At 39.3% G+C, this 16,020-nt stretch carries 15 protein-coding genes; 7 read left to right on the top strand and 8 right to left on the bottom strand.

Annotated elements, in window-relative coordinates:
* Positions 1-15: 15 nt before the first annotated feature.
* Genes gyrA through B3E92_RS11385 form a run of 3 tightly spaced genes read left to right on the top strand, consistent with a single transcriptional unit; the run spans position 16 to position 4,864 of the window.
* Positions 16-2,580 (top strand): DNA gyrase subunit A, encoded by a 2,565-nt coding sequence (gene gyrA, locus B3E92_RS11395; RefSeq protein ID WP_070568875.1) that lies wholly within the window; start codon positions 16-18, stop codon positions 2,578-2,580.
* An 8-nt stretch (positions 2,581-2,588) separates the two neighbouring features.
* On the top strand, positions 2,589-3,689 hold the full coding sequence (locus B3E92_RS11390) for a tetratricopeptide repeat protein (RefSeq protein WP_070568880.1): 1,101 nt from the start codon (positions 2,589-2,591) through the stop codon (positions 3,687-3,689).
* A gap of 2 nt (positions 3,690-3,691) precedes the next feature.
* A complete protein-coding gene (locus B3E92_RS11385) occupies positions 3,692-4,864 on the top strand; it encodes a tetratricopeptide repeat protein (protein ID WP_286896743.1) in 1,173 nt (390 codons plus the stop codon).
* Between the two features lie 67 nt (positions 4,865-4,931).
* Here B3E92_RS11385 and B3E92_RS11380 read toward each other — a convergent pair whose 3' ends face one another.
* A complete protein-coding gene (locus tag B3E92_RS11380; protein WP_112376490.1) occupies positions 4,932-5,369 on the bottom strand; it encodes an FKBP-type peptidyl-prolyl cis-trans isomerase in 438 nt (145 codons plus the stop codon).
* Positions 5,370-5,483: 114 nt separating this feature from the next.
* Positions 5,484-5,894 (bottom strand): OsmC family protein, encoded by a 411-nt coding sequence (locus B3E92_RS11375; RefSeq protein WP_070568887.1) that lies wholly within the window; start codon positions 5,892-5,894, stop codon positions 5,484-5,486.
* Between the two features lie 173 nt (positions 5,895-6,067).
* On the opposite strand from B3E92_RS11375, the gene B3E92_RS11370 reads away from it, so the two are divergent.
* Positions 6,068-6,319 (top strand): hypothetical protein, encoded by a 252-nt coding sequence (locus B3E92_RS11370; RefSeq protein WP_046673571.1) that lies wholly within the window; start codon positions 6,068-6,070, stop codon positions 6,317-6,319.
* A 52-nt stretch (positions 6,320-6,371) separates the two neighbouring features.
* A complete protein-coding gene (locus B3E92_RS11365) occupies positions 6,372-7,559 on the top strand; it encodes an MFS transporter (RefSeq protein ID WP_286896739.1) in 1,188 nt (395 codons plus the stop codon).
* Between the two features lie 99 nt (positions 7,560-7,658).
* Here the strand turns inward: B3E92_RS11365 and fabV are convergent, their stop codons facing one another.
* Positions 7,659-8,861 (bottom strand): enoyl-ACP reductase FabV, encoded by a 1,203-nt coding sequence (fabV, locus tag B3E92_RS11360; protein WP_286896736.1) that lies wholly within the window; start codon positions 8,859-8,861, stop codon positions 7,659-7,661.
* A 161-nt stretch (positions 8,862-9,022) separates the two neighbouring features.
* Between fabV and B3E92_RS11355 the strand changes: the two genes are divergently transcribed.
* The gene (locus B3E92_RS11355; protein ID WP_286896734.1) at positions 9,023-9,961 is read left to right on the top strand and encodes a multidrug resistance efflux transporter family protein; all 939 of its coding nucleotides are present in this window, start codon (positions 9,023-9,025) and stop codon (positions 9,959-9,961) included.
* Positions 9,962-9,968: 7 nt separating this feature from the next.
* On the opposite strand, the gene B3E92_RS11350 is transcribed toward B3E92_RS11355, so the two are convergent.
* The 3 genes from B3E92_RS11350 to B3E92_RS11340 form a co-directional block, all read right to left on the bottom strand.
* Entirely contained in the window at positions 9,969-11,759 is a 1,791-nt protein-coding gene (locus B3E92_RS11350) for an ABC transporter ATP-binding protein (RefSeq protein WP_286896731.1), read from the bottom strand.
* A 240-nt stretch (positions 11,760-11,999) separates the two neighbouring features.
* A complete protein-coding gene (locus B3E92_RS11345; protein WP_286896728.1) occupies positions 12,000-12,794 on the bottom strand; it encodes a S1/P1 nuclease in 795 nt (264 codons plus the stop codon).
* A gap of 122 nt (positions 12,795-12,916) precedes the next feature.
* The gene (locus B3E92_RS11340) at positions 12,917-13,378 is read right to left on the bottom strand and encodes a DUF4268 domain-containing protein (protein WP_070568910.1); all 462 of its coding nucleotides are present in this window, start codon (positions 13,376-13,378) and stop codon (positions 12,917-12,919) included.
* Between the two features lie 103 nt (positions 13,379-13,481).
* On the opposite strand from B3E92_RS11340, the gene B3E92_RS11335 reads away from it, so the two are divergent.
* Complete coding sequence (locus tag B3E92_RS11335; protein ID WP_070569098.1) at positions 13,482-14,012, top strand: lipocalin family protein; 531 nt, start codon at positions 13,482-13,484, stop codon at positions 14,010-14,012.
* Between the two features lie 18 nt (positions 14,013-14,030).
* Here B3E92_RS11335 and B3E92_RS11330 read toward each other — a convergent pair whose 3' ends face one another.
* Together B3E92_RS11330 and B3E92_RS11325 are read right to left on the bottom strand one after the other, a co-directional pair.
* Complete coding sequence (locus B3E92_RS11330) at positions 14,031-14,336, bottom strand: hypothetical protein (RefSeq protein ID WP_046673578.1); 306 nt, start codon at positions 14,334-14,336, stop codon at positions 14,031-14,033.
* 152 nt (positions 14,337-14,488) lie between these two features.
* Complete coding sequence (locus tag B3E92_RS11325) at positions 14,489-15,793, bottom strand: ammonium transporter (RefSeq protein WP_112376484.1); 1,305 nt, start codon at positions 15,791-15,793, stop codon at positions 14,489-14,491.
* Positions 15,794-16,020: the final 227 nt, after the last annotated feature.

The following is a 16,020-nucleotide window of genomic DNA, read 5'->3' as shown; positions in this document are numbered from 1 at the left end:
TGAAACCAAATTCATATGGCTGAAGAAACAGAAAACGACAACAATCTTGTTCCGGCAAACGACCGGATTATCCCAATTAACATCGAGGATCAGATGAAGTCTGCCTACATTGACTACTCCATGTCTGTCATTGTATCAAGAGCACTTCCTGATGCGCGTGATGGCATGAAGCCAGTACACAGACGTGTTCTTTATGGCATGCTGGACTTAGGGGTTACCAGTGGCAAGCCTTACAAAAAGTCTGCCCGTATCGTTGGTGACGTATTAGGTAAATATCACCCACATGGTGATTCATCCGTTTATGACACCATGGTTCGTATGGCTCAAGATTGGAGTTTACGTTATCCTTTGGTAGATGGTCAAGGTAACTACGGTTCCATCGATGGCGATCCACCTGCGGCGATGCGTTATACGGAGGCAAGATTAAAGAAAATTGCCGAGGAAATGCTATCTGATATCAACAAAGATACGGTTGATTTCCAAAATAACTTTGACGATTCCCTACAAGAACCAACAGTCCTTCCCACCCGTATTCCAAATCTCCTGGTCAACGGAGCTTCGGGGATTGCAGTGGGTATGGCTACAAATATGGCCCCACATAACCTATCCGAGGTTATCGATGGTACAATCGCTTTTATTGATAATCGTGATATCGAGGTTTCGGAATTGATGCAGCACATCAAAGGTCCAGACTTCCCTACAGGTGCATTAATCTACGGCTATGCTGGGGTTCAAGATGCTTGTAATACAGGTCGTGGCCGTATTGTTATGCGTGCAAAAGCTGAAATAGAAGCAACCAAATCGGGTAGAGAGCAGATTATCGTCACCGAAATTCCTTATCAAGTGAACAAGGCGAATATGATCGAGCGTACAGCCGAATTAGTTAACGAAAAGAAATTAGAAGGAATTTCTGCTATTCGTGATGAATCTGACCGTACCGGGATGCGTATTGTGTACGACATCAAGCGCGATGCAAATGCAAATGTTGTTTTAAACAATTTGTTTAAATACACAGCGCTACAAACTTCATTTTCAGTAAACAACATTGCTTTAGTTAAAGGAAGGCCAATGCTATTGAATCTGAAAGACATGATTCATGAGTTTGTAGAGCATAGACATGAGGTAATCGTTAGACGTACACGCTATGAGCTGGCGGAAGCTGAAAAACGTGCTCATATTCTAGAGGGGTATTTAATTGCCTTGGATCATTTGGATGAAGTCATCAAATTGATCCGTAATTCGGATACTCCGGAAGATGCACGCCTTGGATTAATGGAGAAATTTGGCCTATCCGATCTTCAGGCTCGCGCGATCCTTGATATGACCTTACGTCGTCTAACAGGACTGGAACGTGATAAGATTAAAGAGGAATATGCTGAATTGATGAAAACAATTGACTATTTAAAATCGATATTGGAAGACGAGGGACTTCGTATGAAAATTATCAAAGATGAGTTAATTGAGATCAAAGAAAAATATGGTGACGAACGTAGATCCCAGATTGTACACTCTGCTGAAGATATGCGTATGGAAGATTTTATTGATGATGAAGAAATCGTTATCACAATCTCCCACAACAGTTACGTAAAACGCACACCATTATCCGAATACAAACGTCAGGGTCGCGGTGGCCGCGGATCAATTGGCACAAATACACGCGAAGAAGATTTTACCGAACATATCATTACAGCGTCGGCACATAATTATATGCTGCTATTTACAGAGGCAGGTCGCTGTTTCTGGTTGCGTGCATTTGAGATTCCTGAAGGAAGCCGTACTTCTAGAGGTCGAGCACTTCAAAATATCATCAACGTTCCAAAAGAAGAGAAAATAAAGGCCTTCATCCTGGTGAAGAACCTGAAAGACCAAGATTATTTGGAAAACAATTTCATTATTATGTGTACCAAAAAAGGTACGATTAAGAAGACGTCGTTGGAAGCCTATTCTCGTCCAAGAGCAAACGGTATCAATGCCATCAATATCAATGAAGGCGATCAATTAATTGAGGCTTGTTTGACTACTGGAAGCAGCGAAATTGTCATGGCACTGCGTTCTGGTCGTGCAATTCGTTTCAATGAATCTACGGTTCGTCCAATGGGCAGAACGGCAACAGGTGTACGTGGTATCACCTTGGCAGCGGAAAGCGATGAGGTGATTGGCATGATTAGTGTGAATGATTCGGAAACTACCGTGTTGGTCGTTTCTGAAAAAGGATATGGAAAACGTACAGATATCGAGGATTATCGCGTAACGAATCGTGGTGGTAAAGGTGTGAAAACAATCAACGTCACCGATAAGACAGGTGAACTCGTTGCAATTAAAGGCGTTACGGACAACGAGGACTTAATGATCATCAACAAATCTGGTATTGTTATCCGCATTGCTGTAGAAGAATTAAGAGTAATGGGACGTGCAACACAAGGTGTAAGGCTCATTAATTTGAAAGATAACGACGAGATCGCGTCTATTACGAAAGTCGATCGTGAAGAAGAATCTGAAGAAGAGTCTGAACTGACCGAAGAGTCAACGGAAAATGGTGATTCGACTTCTGAAGAAAACACGGACTCAAACGAAGAATAAATAGTCTAATGAAAAACTTACTGATATCATTGTTAATATCTGCAAGTAGTTTAACTGTTGTTGCCCAATCCAATTTAAAGGAGGGCAGCAACAGTTTTGCTTTATATACCAAAACTGGCGAATTTAAAAATCTTGAAAATGCGCGAAAGTTTGCAGACGCCGCCTTCCAATCAAAGAAAGATTCGGCTTCTGTCAATAATAACCTTTTAAGGGCATTGGTATATAGCTCCTTGGCAGTTGCAGATTCAACAAGGAAGCAGCCCTATAAAATGGATCCTATCGACGTATCCATCAAATCACTTAAGCTTCTGGATCAAAAAAAAGCACGTCGAAACTTTCCTGCGGAAATGGACTACATTCGTCAAAATCTTGCTGGAGCCATATCCTATCAGGGAGCGTTGGCTTTAAAAGATGGCAAATTTGACAAAGCTTATAAAGCTTACCTTCGAATAGATTCACTTGGTTTCAAAAATAATGATCTCAAATATAATCTGGCGGTACTCTCCGGCAAGAATAAAGATTATATGAATTCAATCAAATATTATGATGAACTCATTAAAAGTGAACATCCAAAGCCTAATTACTTTCTTGAATTAGCGCAGATTTATTCGCTCGGAGGTACTAAACAGGATGTCTTGAACGTTCTTGAAAAAGGACATGCTATATTTCCTGAAAATAAACAGATACTTTTTAGATTAATTGATGTGTATTCGGCCAATAATTCTTATGACGCTATCTTAAATGTCATTGCTGATGCTATCCGTCTAGAACCTGAAAATGTCGAACTGAACTATATTGCAGGCTATTCTTACGAAAATGCCAATGATATAAAACGGGCGAAAGAATATTATAATAATGTATTACGATTGGATCCGAATAATTATGAATCTAATCTTGCATTAGGGTTAATCAATCTGGAGACTTTATTAAAGGAACCTTCCAACCAGGATATACAAGAGTTGACCATCGAGTATCTGTTGAAGGCAAATGAGATTAAGCCTTATGATGTCAATGCGCTTAAAGCTTTGGCTAAATATTATAAGCTTATTGATGACGCATCTCAATTAGACAGAGTGAATTTATTATTGAATCAATTAACAGTTAAATAGATATGAATTTAAAATCTCTATTATTATTAGCAGCAATAGGTACTGTATATACCTCAGTTTCTTTTGCGCAGACGGGCAATGTTAAAAAGGCAAAATCTGCCCTAGCGAAATTCCAAGAATTGAAAGACGCTGGTACGGTTCAATTGGGTATTCCTAATTTGAAATCGGCGAAAGAAGCTATTGACGCAGCTGTTGTCAATGACAAAACAAAAGATAATGCGGAAGCGTGGACGGTATATGCATTGGTAAATGCAAACCTATCAACAATAGATAAGTCATCTGAATTAGCGAAATTGGCTGAGGACGGAATTGCGAAAGCAAAACAGCTGGATACAGACGGTGCGAATAAAGCGAATATTACTGTTGCAGAACAAATTCTGGGACAATATAATTTCAATTTGGGAGCAGAAGCATATCAAGCACAAAAATATGCTGAATCGTACAGCTCTTTTACAAAAGCGTTGACCTATCTTCCTGGAGATACATTAGTTACTTATTACAGCGGTGTTGCAGCGCTATCAAATAAGGATTATAAGAATGCTGTGGAACGTTATAAAGAACTAATTCCAAGAAAAGATTTCTCTTCGCATAAAACGATTATGGTCGATCTGCCGAAATTGTACCTCTCTATGCAAGATACAACTTCAGCACTTGAATATGCAAAAAAAGCGGCTGAAGCTTATCCAGATGACAATGCGGCGATGACTCAAAACATCGAATTGAATCTGATTACAGGCCACGAAAAAGAAACAATTGATGCTATCACTGCACAATTAGCAAAAGATCCAAACAATAAAAGCTTAAATTATTACCTAGGCATAGCCCAATCTTCAGCGAAAAACGAAGACGCAGCAGTTGCAGCATACAAAAAAGCATTGGAGATTGATCCTAACTTTTTTGAGGCAAATACAAATTTAGCAATCACGTTAATGAACAAAACACGTGAAAAATTAAATGTTGTTAATAATAACAGAAAATTGACGCAAGCGCAATATGATGCAGAATTAAATAAGATTAAAGCAGAATTAAAGCCAGTGCTTCCTTACTTAGAGAAAGCAGTTTCTTTGCAACCAAAAAATGTAGATGCTTTAACGAATTTAAAGAACTACTATATTTTTATGCAAGACGAAGCTAAAACGGCCGAAATCAATGCTAAGATCAAAGAAGTAGAGTAAAAAATAAACTTCCATAAAAAAAGCCCGCGTCATCAGATGCGGGCTTTTTTATGGAAGTTTTTTAGGGTTAAGCTAAAATCGCAATTAACTCAATCTGAAATATCAACGTACATTCTCCTCCTTTTCGAGGTAACAACTCTTCCTTTCCATAAGCCAGTTTTGGTGGAAGGCACACCTCCCAGATTGATCCAACCGGCATCATTGAAATCGCTTCTTGCCATCCCACGATGAGTTCATTAATATAAAACGTTTCGGGGCGCTTCCGCCTATACGAACTATCGAATACAGTTCCGTCTAGAAGCTCGCCTTTATAATGGCAGATAACTTTAGCCGACTTCTTGGGGATTTGCCCCGCCCCCTTTGTTAATACCTTATAATGCAAACCCGATGCGCATACGATTACTCCTTCTTGCTGGGCATACTTTTCCAAAAATGCCTTTCCAGCTTCCAGATTCTTTTCCGCAAGCGCTGCTGAACTTAACTTATTTTTCTTTCTCTGAACCAAAACTCAATGGATTAAAATTCAATATTGCTAATTATTTATGTTAGCCTCAAAAATAACAGCTTTTTCTCCTTTTAACGAAAAAAGACCAAGTTTTTGTTCGATAGAACGCCTTTATCAAAGTAACTTTGCATCTAAGGTTTTCTCGAAACTGAATGCTTTACTCACCGGACAGTTTTCCTTCGCTTTATGCGCTATTGTTTGAAACTCAGTTTCGCTTATCGTTGGCACCTTTCCTTGCAGTTCAAGTTCAGATCGCACAATTGAACCATTCTCGAACACGATTGTCGACACGGTGATTAATTCTTCCGGGACAAAACCGGCTTCAGAAAGAAAAGCGCTCAATTGCATGGTGAAGCATCCTGCATGTGCTGCTGCCAATAATTCTTCGGGGTTTGTCCCCACACCATTTTCAAACCGTGTCGAAAATGAGTATTGCGTATGATCCAACGCTGTACTGTCTGTGGTCAGGCTACCTTTTCCTTCTTTCAGATTGCCATTCCATTGGGCTGTTGCTTTTCTTCTCATGTTTTCTATGCTTATTATTTAATTTTTCTAACGTTAATTTCTCCTGTCGCGATTCTAGCCTTTCAGGTATCTTTTATAGAACAAACAGTCGATCAAAAAGTTGTACACTATTGAATAATTGATGTCGCATTTTGAACAGCGCTTACGTTAACAATTGTATTAAAACTAAACTCATGAATAAATTATTGTACCTTTTCATCCTTGTTATCGCCTTCAATTCATGTAAAACTCGTCAGGTCAAAGAACAGGCTTTGATACAGGACTGTCCTGAAGAGAAGATTGTCAATAAAATACCTGGTCCCCCAGTAAAGGGTGAATCTGAAAAAGTTTACTATATCTATCAAGGCAAAAGAATTTCGCCAAAACAATTTGACCAAGAATGGCTCGAGAAAAATTGTGATATTAAAGAGACAGTTGTTTATTGATTTTATTTCTTAAAACAAGCATAAAGACGTAATTTCGCCTAAAATTTTTATAATGACAGTTTCTCTTCGGGAGGTCAATCAAAAGATTTTAGGCTACGTCTCTTTAACTTTCCTTGGTTACCTCACAATCGGCCTATCGCTTGCTACCCTCCCCATCTTTATTCATCAAACTTTAGGATTTAATACAATTATTGCGGGACTGGTTATTAGCGTTCAATATATCGCTACTTTCCTACTACGCGGTTATGCAGGAAAAATTGTGGACACCAAGGGCCCCAAGATTTCCGTTCTGCGCAGCATGTTATTTTTTGCATTATCGGGACTCCTTTTACTGCTTGTTTTTTTATTCCGGTCTCAGCCTCTGCTCAGTTTGGGTCTCCTACTTATTACCCGCTTGTTTACTGGAATTGGAGAGGGTCTAGTGGGTGCGAGCCCTATAAATTGGGCATTAATGGAGCTCGGCGACGAACATGCCGCAAAAGCGATCTCTTTCAACGGAATAGCCAGCTATGGTGCATTGGCTATTGGTGCGCCCTTGGGTGTGTTGCTGGTGGATCATATCAATTATGAAGCTTTGGCTCTATTGACCAGTGCTATTGGTCTGCTCGGCTATTTTTATTGCCGCGCAAAAACACCCTATCAAGTGGCAGGTAAAAAGGCTGAAAAAGTGAGTTTTAGACGCGTATTGCTTTTAGTAGCTCCCTTTGGAATTTGTCTTGCCTTAGGTGGTCTGGGGTTTGGCAGTATCTCCACTTTTATGACGCTTTACTATGAACATTTTAATTGGGAAAATGGGGCAGCATGCTTAACTTTATTTGGCGTATTTTTCATTTTAACACGACTAATTTTCAATAAGGTCATTGACCAATATGGTGGGCTCAAGGTTGCCTTAGTTAGTCTTTTCGTCGAAACAATAGGCCTCACGGTTATCGCCGTGGCAATTGATCCCTTATGGACCCTATTGGGCGCTGCGTTAACGGGTTTTGGCTTCTCACTGGTATTTCCTGCGCTTGGTGTCGAAGCCATTAAACGGGTAGACCAAAGTCAACAAGGCTCTGCTCTGGCTGCTTATGGGCTATTTATTGATATTTCACTTGGCATCACAGGTCCATTAATTGGCTTTGTGGCCAATAATAGGGGGATGACAGCGATATACCCATTTAGTACCATGATGGTCTGCATTGGTTTTGCCGTTGTTGGAAACCTACTCTATCAAAAACAGCGGGAGCTGACACCATAGTCTCCACTAAACATCTATATTGTATCAAAGATATACCTACAAAAAGAGCGGTGAATGTTTAAACATTCATCGCTCTTTTTGTAGGTATATTCGTTAAATTTAACCCTCAATACTAGGTACGCCAACAACTTCATTGGTATCAGCATTGTAATCGATACCCTCAAAATTGAAACCGAACAAATTGAAAAACTCGTTACGATAACCTTCAATATCTGAAATTTCCGCTAAATTTTCAGTTGTTGCTTTCTCCCACAATGCTGCAACTTCAGCCTGAACATCTTCACGCATTTCTAAGTCATCAACACGGATACGACCTTTTTCATCAAGCAATACTTTACCGTCAGCAGTATAAAGTCGCTCGGCAAACAAACGTTGCATTTGTTCAATTGTACCCTCGTGAATTCCTTTTTCTTTCATGACTTTGTACAATAAAGAAATGTATAAAGGAACAACAGGAATAGCTGAGCTTGATTGCGTAACCAAAGCTTTATTCACCGATACATAAGATACACCATTAATATCGCTCAAAATCGCGTTTATGGCAGGCACTGTTCCTTCTAAATCATCCTTCGCACGACCAATCGTACCATTACGGTAAATTGGATAAGTAAGTTCAGGACCTATGTAAGAATAGGCAACTGTTTTCGCTCCATCAGCTAACACACCAGCAGCTTTAAGATCTTCGATCCAAAACTTCCAGTCTTCTCCACCCATAACAGCTACAGTATTCGCAATATCTTCTTCATTTTCAACAGGCTGAATGGTAATATCTGAAATTACACCCGTATGGAAATCTACCGTTTTGTTGGTAAATGGTTCTTGTATCGGTTTCAAAACAGAAGCATGTGCTACCCCCGTTTTTGGATGCGTACGGCGTGGTGATGCCAAACTGTAAACCACTAAATCAACCTGTCCCAGATCCTTTTTAATAAGTTCGATAGTTTGTTTTTTCACTTCGTCCGAAAAAGCGTCACCATTGATACTTTTGGCATATAATCCCGCCTCATGGGCTTCTTTCTCAAAAGCTGCGGAATTGTACCATCCGGCAGTCCCGGGCTTGCCTTCTGCCGCAGGTTTTTCAAAAAATACACCGATTGTAGCAGCTCCAGAACCAAATGCTGCAGAAATCCGAGATGCAATACCAAATCCAGTAGAAGCACCGATTACCAATACTTTCTTTGGACCATTCGCGATCTCACCTTTGGATTTCACGTATTCAATTTGATTTTTAATGTTTTGCGCAGCCCCTTTTGGATGCGAGGTTAAACAAATAAAACCTCTAGTTCTTGGTTGTATAATCATCTTGATTAATTTTCTTACTACTTGTTTTATTGATTAGGCAAAATAAGGAATTTTAAATGAGAAAATCGCGATAAAAATCAATTAGTTTTTGTTTCATTTTCATTTAAACGGACATTTGCTTACTTTCACAAAGTTAAGTATACATCGCATTCCACTTATTTATGCCAATCCAATTTACAATAAAAAAGAATAAAAAAAATGCACTTTTTTTAGGAACGCTAGCCGCCTTATTTTTTGCCAGTACCTTCGTTCTAAACCGCATTATGGCCGTGTCCGGTGGAAGCTGGCAATGGACAGCCTCCTTACGGTTTATTTGGATGCTCCCAGTCTTACTTATCATTGTTGCCATAAGAGGAAACCTCATCGATTTACTTAAAGAAATCAGATCCAAGCTCTGGCAATGGCTTCTTTGGAGTACCATCGGATTCGGATTGTTCTATGCGGCGCTTACCTATGGCGCAAATTATGGCCCATCTTGGCTCGTAGCCAGCACTTTCGAATTCACCATTATAGCCGGCATGTTTATTGGTCCGTTGCTCGAAAAGAAAGGTCAGCGAAAAAGCATATCAAAAGCTTCACTCCTCTTCTCCATTCTAATTTTTTTAGGTATTCTTTTGATGCAAATTTCAGAAGCCCAGTCAACCTCCTTAAACAGCATGTTATTGGGAACCATCCCTGTATTGATCGGTGCCATCGCCTACCCCTTAGGTAACCGTAAAATGATGAAAATATCAAATAATAGGTTAGATGCTTTTCAACGCACGCTCGGGATGACGCTCTGTAGTATGCCATTTTGGATTATCCTGAGTCTATTTGGCTATTCTGATCATGGTTTACCAACTGATAGCCAGCTCTTCCAAACCTTTTTAGTGGCCATTTGTTCTGGGGTGATTGCAACACTTTTATTTTTCTCAGCTACTGATTTCGTTCATCACGATCATAAATCCTTAGCAGCTGTAGAGGCAACACAGGCCATGGAAGTTATTTTTACGCTGCTAGGCGAAATTCTCTTCTTGCAGGCGGCACTTCCAAATGTATATTCCTGTATGGGTATTGTATTGGTGGTCATTGGCATGATACTCCATAGTCGCACAAGTTAATAATCCCCTATCTTTTATCTGCTTGTAATGTTCTGCTTATTTTACTCAGGTTTAAGCTGTTGGCCATTGCCGAGAAAATATCATAATAGGTTCCTTTATGTGCGTAAAGATCTTCATGTTGTCCTTTCTCCACCACCATCCCCTTTTCCATGACCACAATAGCATTGGAATCAATGATCTGGGAGATACTGTGGGAAACGATAATTACTGTACGGTCTTTCTTTATGGCATCCAAACTATTTTTAATCTGTTCGGTCGCAATGGCGTCCAAATTAGCCGTAGGCTCGTCGAGAAAAATAATCGGTGGATTTTTTAAAAACAAACGAGCTATAGCGATCCGCTGCTGCTGCCCCCCTGACAGCGATTGCGCATCTGAATCGTAACCTTTGGGCAAATCCATAATCTGCTCATGGATATAGGCCTTTTTGGCCGCTTCAATGATCTCTTCCCTGGAACTTCCCATTTTACCATATTCAATATTTTCAAAGATAGTTCCTTTAAAAATATGATTCCGTTGCAATACCATACCGATATGTCGACGGAGAAACGCTGTATCGTATTTTGCCAAGTCTACCCCATCCAAAAAAATTTGCCCACTGGTGGGTTCATAAAATTTATCCAATAAGTTGATAATCGTACTTTTCCCGGCTCCACTCAACCCCACTAATGCCGTAATTTCATTTGGCTTGATCTCAAAATTTACATCCTTTAAAGCAACCGTCCCATTCGGATATTCAAAAAATACATTCCGTAACGCCAAATGTCCTTTTATCTGTGCCGGCTTATAATCTCCCTTTGATTCTATATACTCGTCAGATTCCAAAATTTCAAAGAAAGATTCCGAATAGACCAGGGCATCGTTTACTTCATCATAAATCCGGTGCAGCTGACGAATCGGTGCCGAAACGTTATTAAATAACATAATATGAAACATAATCGCACCAATGGTAATTTGGCCCGAGAGAACAAGATAGGCCGTTAAAACAATAATTATGACAACGGCAATCTGTTCTACGAAATTTTTAATGCTATCGTAAAAAAAACTTGTTTTTCGAGTTTCCATTTGATTCTCAGTCATTTCATATTGAATCTTTTCATGACGTTTCGCTTCTTCTGGCTCTCGAACGAAAGACTTAATTACCAGAATTGAATCGATCAAACTAATGATCCGATTATTTTTCGACTCCCGGTATTTGCGCATCTGTCTCCTAAAGCCCGTCAATCTAGAGGCTTGGGTCTGACTAATATAAAGATACAAGGGAATAACAGCCAATCCCACTAGACCTACGTATACATTAGCGTAGAACATACAGATTAATGCAATGATTGCATTGGCAAACAAAGGCAGAATATCAATAAAGAAATTTTGGACCAGACGTGTCAACGAACTGATCCCGGCATCTATCCGGGTAGCCAATTTTCCACTTTCATTGTCGCTTGAGGTATAGAAGGCTAACTTATAGGTTAAAATACGGTTTACAATGGATTGAGAAAAGTCACGTGCGATATAAATGCGAAGTTTCTCCCCGTAAAATTTCTGACCAAATTGCACAAAAGCGTAGACTATTTCTTTAATTAGTAAAATAATACTAATTATACCAACAAGATACATGCCTTTCGATAAAGGCTCCTTGGCGACCATCAGCTCATTAATTTGATCGACGGTATAACGTAAAATAAAAGCGTTTATTTGCGCCGCGAAAGACCCCACTACCGTTAATAGCAACGTATAAATAATCAGCTGACGATAAGGTTTGGCAAAGGGAACAATTTTCTTAAATAATTGTTGGATAGTCATTGAAATCGATTTAATACACAGGAAACAATTAAGCTACGGACATTGTTTAACTGAAAGCATACAATCAATTTGATCGCAACGTCGGGCTGACCTAAATTAGGAAGATATCCAAACTGTGAGGCCAGCTTCTTTGATAAGCGAATAACTTAAACGGTACTGTAAGGAATACGTCTGGCATGAAACAAACAGGGCTATCCAAAATGGATAGCCCTGTTTGTGTGAAGTGATAGCCCCGCTACATTAACCAAAAATCCGATTTAACACTTTGGCAAGGCGTAAACCACCTTTGAGCATACATTGCTCCATAATATCCTTGTTTTGATAGACATAAGTGTACGATAAATTGGCGTTATTAGCTACGTCAGCATAAATCTTTTCAGCTAATTGATTTGATTCATACAACCAATTCGAGAGTTCTCCAGCCGCTAACTGCGCATTCTCTTTTTCATTGTTCACATCTAAAACAGTTGCAAACTCGGTGTAACTATACTTCTCATTATCAACCAAATCGCTATCCCATACACGATGAATATTCGAATTTTTTCCAAACCAGCTTACTTCAATCTTATTGCCTCCCTGATCCTCAGCACGGCTAACGTGCATGGGTTGATGCGCATCGCCCAAAATATGGATCAAGAAATACAGGTTTTGCTTTTGCTGATCCATTGGAAGAGTTTTATCTGCAAACGACTTCTCAATACGTAGCGCTGTCTTATAAAGATTCTCGTCGGCTGAACTTTCCAAACCCAATTGAAAATCAGCCCAGGGTAAATTCGAGTTTAAATTGATAAAATGGGAATTTCCCAGTTTTTTAAATTCAGGATTGGGATCTGATTTAATAAAATCGCCCCAGTTGGCCCAATAAGCCAGTTTCTGTTTTCCAATAATTTTCCCTATATTTTTTTTGGCTTTTTTTGTCAAATGGCGTTCCGCAATTTCGGCCACGACACGATGTCCCGTTGTACCCCACGCAAATACCGAAGAAAGCTGAAAACACATTGCCATTGCCAGCAAACCCTTAATCATTTTTTTCATTAGATTGTTGTTTTAAATGATGACGAAGTTCTTACCTGTAAAAAACGCTGTTCTCTCCACAAACTGGAGTTGAAAAGCGGAATCAAACCTGTAATAACTCATCTTACTATACTAAATGTTAATTATTTGAAAATATCGAAGGTATACTTCGCTGAGGACCAAAACTCATCCAGCGCAATTATTCGAGGCTTAAAAAAAGAAATGAGCTCAGCCCAGTCTGTCTCTTTAAAAACGCTGTAACCTGTTAAGCTTGTGTAGATCCGACAAATCGGTTTCCCATATTCGTCCGTTCCGTCCATGTCCCAAATCCACTCCTCTTCAAGAAGATCCTGCAACAACGCTTTAAACTGAAAAAATTGTTCTGCCATCAATGCCCTCAGTCCAGCATCAGGTTGTGACCACTGTATCGCAACAGTTGCCACTTTGTTATCCGCATCCATTTTGAAGTATAAATGCTTAATGCCTGTCTTGTAGTTGATCCAATTTACCTTATCCCCATCTGCAGAAGTATGTAAAGCCATAAATTGGCCAAACTTCGTCCAGAATAACTGTTTTAATTGTTTTATCTCTTCCCTTGAATACACCGATACAAATTTTAGTCAACAAAATTAGCAAAATAGCGCGGTATGTGTAAACCTTATTGGTATCAAAATTGTTGTTTTAACAATATATATTCGAAAGATGAACATGGATAAGAAAAAATCACTGTTACTGTTAGCTGGCGTCGCACTTAGCGCTGTGGCCTATAATGCCTTTAAGCCCGTCATCTCGCGACCTGACGTCGTCGATCCGTTTGACTTGGATAAATACCTTGGAAAATGGTATGAAATAGCTAGACTCGATTTTTATTGGGAAAAAGGCTTAAGTCAAGTTTCGGCAGAATACAGCAAAAATAAAAATGGTACAATACGTGTCAATAACCAAGGGTACTCCGAAGACAAAGAACGCTGGAAACAGTCTATCGGAAAAGCTAAATTTGTCAACAGCCCCAATGAAGGTGCACTTAAAGTGTCGTTCTTTGGACCGTTTTACAGTGGCTATAATATCGTAAAAATAACATCGGATTATAAATATGCACTTATTTTTGGAGACAACCTCGACTATATGTGGATTTTGGGCCGTGAAAGGGAAATTCCAGATAAAATAAGAAATGAATTTTTAACCTATGCCCTCCAATGTGGATATAAAACAGGAGATCTGGTGTGGACCAAGCACTAATCCTGTATAGATCAAACCTTAGTTAAAGATAGGGGCCAATAGCTGATAGTTTAACGTCTTGTCCTGCGAGAGCACATCGGCTATTTCTTCAATATCCTCTGGGGTAATTGCATTTCTAATACCTGCATTGTAAAGGTTCGTAAGGAAAAATGCAGCTTCACGTTTTTCGTTAAGCGGCAAAATTGAACTTCCGACATAGAAATTTAATACAGATACAGCATATTCGCCAAACAGGTTAAAACCGAAATCACCATTTTTCTGGAGGCAATAACGCATCATTTTTTCAAAATCAGAACGCAAAGTATCTTTAATCTCAGTAGTCATTGAACATCTTTTTAGAGGCATAGTTGCCGAAAATAGTGTATAACAAGATACACTCTTCTCCTGGCAGGACAAAAATGCAAAAAATATCCCAAATAATGTACCGCGAAGCAGTAGATTGTTTGGGATAAATGGAGCGTTATGCTACGAATGGTTTACAATGCTTCTGCATGTTGAGAAACATCCAAGCCAAGCTCTTCATCTGTTTCTTCGACGCGCAATGGAGCGATAAGATCGGTGATCTTCAATAGTACCAATGAACCCACGAAGGCAAAAAATGACACCGCAAATAACGCGACCATATGGACAAAAAACAATTTCGTCTCGCCAAAAAATAGGCCATTGTCCACAACAAGTGGATTAACATTATGGTGAGCAAACACACCGGTAAGTACCATACCAACCATACCGCCTACCCCGTGACAAGGGAACACATCCAACGTATCGTCTATACTTGTTTTGCTTCTCAGATATACAACCAGATTACTAACCAAAGCACCAACCAAACCAATGATCATCGCATGTGGAATACTGACAAAACCAGCTGCTGGAGTAATCGCAACCAAACCAACAACGGCACCGATACACGCCCCCATTGCTGAAGGTTTTTTTCCACGTATGATATCAACAAATATCCATGCTATGGCGGCCATGGCCGATGCAGTAGTTGTGGTCGCAAAAGCATATGCTGCCAACGAATTTGCTCCACCAGCAGAACCGGCATTAAATCCAAACCAGCCAAACCACAGGAGTGCTGTACCCAATATCACATAGCTTATACGTGCGGGATTATGACTTTGCGTCTTACGTCCTTTTAAATAAATAGCAGCTGCCAACGCTGCCCAACCAGCTGACATGTGCACAACTGTACCACCGGCAAAATCAAGAACACCAAATTTTGCCAATATACCTTCTGGATGCCAAGTAGCATGTGCCAATGGCATATAAATAAAAATACTGAATAGGATAATGAATAGCATAAATGAATTGAAACGAATACGTTCCGCAAAAGCCCCAGTAATTAATGCCGGTGTGATAATCGCAAACTTCAATTGAAACATGGCAAACAAAACCAAAGGTATAGTGGGAAGCGCTCCCCAAGCAACATTCCCTAATGTACCTTTCATCATAAAAAATGTACGCGGATCACCCACAATACCACCGATATCATCGCCGAAAGCTAAACTAAAGCCAACAATGACCCAAAGGATTGTCATTAAACACATACATATAAAGCTTTGCATCATCGTTGAAATTACATTCTTCTTGCTAACCATACCGCCGTAAAAAAAGGCAAGTCCAGGTGTCATAATCAACACCAATGCAGAAGAAGTCAACAGCCAGGCCGTATCTCCCGTATCAAATTCTGTCTTGTTTAAGTCAGACAAGTCAATCGAGGGAAATACAAGTCCTAATACTCCCAAAAGAACTAGAACAATGAGTGGAATAATTTTTTTCATTTGTTTAAACTGATTAGTGTTTTCAATACATTAATAAAATTGTTAAAAAAATACAAGAACAAAACAAAAACCTACTTTCTCTTATAATTTTTTCAAATATAAAGTCTTTTTATTAAAAAAATACCATGTTATTTTATTTTTTATGATTTTTTTACATAATTTCACGAAAACAAATACAAAAATCACAATAATCACTTTATTTTTAAACCAAAAACCAAACAAAACAA

The organism is Sphingobacterium sp. UBA6317, assembly GCF_002440385.1.
In the GTDB taxonomy this organism is placed as follows: Bacteria; Bacteroidota; Bacteroidia; order Sphingobacteriales; family Sphingobacteriaceae; genus Sphingobacterium; species Sphingobacterium multivorum.
This window is presented reverse-complemented; position numbering and strand designations above follow the sequence as displayed.

Excerpts from the sequence above, each read along its gene's own strand:
- gyrA (WP_070568875.1), top strand. The coding sequence starts at position 16 with ATGGCTGAAGAAACAGAAAACGACAACAATCTTGTTCCGGCAAACGAC.
- B3E92_RS11390 (WP_070568880.1), top strand. The coding sequence starts at position 2,589 with ATGAAAAACTTACTGATATCATTGTTAATATCTGCAAGTAGTTTAACT.
- B3E92_RS11385 (WP_286896743.1), top strand. The coding sequence starts at position 3,692 with ATGAATTTAAAATCTCTATTATTATTAGCAGCAATAGGTACTGTATAT.
- B3E92_RS11375 (WP_070568887.1), bottom strand. The coding sequence starts at position 5,894 with ATGAGAAGAAAAGCAACAGCCCAATGGAATGGCAATCTGAAAGAAGGA.
- B3E92_RS11370 (WP_046673571.1), top strand. The coding sequence starts at position 6,068 with ATGAATAAATTATTGTACCTTTTCATCCTTGTTATCGCCTTCAATTCA.
- B3E92_RS11365 (WP_286896739.1), top strand. The coding sequence starts at position 6,372 with ATGACAGTTTCTCTTCGGGAGGTCAATCAAAAGATTTTAGGCTACGTC.
- fabV (WP_286896736.1), bottom strand. The coding sequence starts at position 8,861 with ATGATTATACAACCAAGAACTAGAGGTTTTATTTGTTTAACCTCGCAT.
- B3E92_RS11355 (WP_286896734.1), top strand. The coding sequence starts at position 9,023 with ATGCCAATCCAATTTACAATAAAAAAGAATAAAAAAAATGCACTTTTT.
- B3E92_RS11350 (WP_286896731.1), bottom strand. The coding sequence starts at position 11,759 with ATGACTATCCAACAATTATTTAAGAAAATTGTTCCCTTTGCCAAACCT.
- B3E92_RS11345 (WP_286896728.1), bottom strand. The coding sequence starts at position 12,794 with ATGAAAAAAATGATTAAGGGTTTGCTGGCAATGGCAATGTGTTTTCAG.
- B3E92_RS11335 (WP_070569098.1), top strand. The coding sequence starts at position 13,482 with ATGGATAAGAAAAAATCACTGTTACTGTTAGCTGGCGTCGCACTTAGC.
- B3E92_RS11330 (WP_046673578.1), bottom strand. The coding sequence starts at position 14,336 with ATGACTACTGAGATTAAAGATACTTTGCGTTCTGATTTTGAAAAAATG.
- B3E92_RS11325 (WP_112376484.1), bottom strand. The coding sequence starts at position 15,793 with ATGAAAAAAATTATTCCACTCATTGTTCTAGTTCTTTTGGGAGTATTA.